A 328-nucleotide genomic window follows, 5' to 3' on the forward strand; every position below is an offset into this window, starting at 1 on the left:
AGATCGTTTCCCCTATGGATTCGAATTTCCCTCCAGAGATTGTCATTTGAGAGTGATCATTTGCAACTACGGCATTGTTTGCTTGAGCGACGTTTACATCTTTTAAAGCAACGTTACTGTTTGTTGCTTTTACTCCAACATTCAGTGGTGCATCATCTTTACCACTGGATATCTTTATATTTTCCAGTTTATTTGCATCGGTCTTACTGTTTTCGAAGATAGCACCGGTATCGAAAGCGGTAATGGTTCCGCCTTTCATATTGATTGTACCACCATTTTGTGCATGGAGCCCACTGTCCTTAGATGATGTGATTTGCACATCGTCTGT

1 protein-coding gene is annotated in these 328 nt (G+C 40.9%); it reads right to left on the reverse strand.

Annotated features, from left to right (window positions below; genetic code table 11):
* Positions 1 to 328 (reverse strand): hypothetical protein (locus J7R07_RS08075; RefSeq protein WP_208436328.1); only part of this gene is annotated, 328 nt, incomplete at both ends.

Source organism: Bartonella phoceensis, assembly GCF_902825145.1.
Classification (GTDB): domain Bacteria; phylum Pseudomonadota; class Alphaproteobacteria; order Rhizobiales; family Rhizobiaceae; genus Bartonella; species Bartonella phoceensis.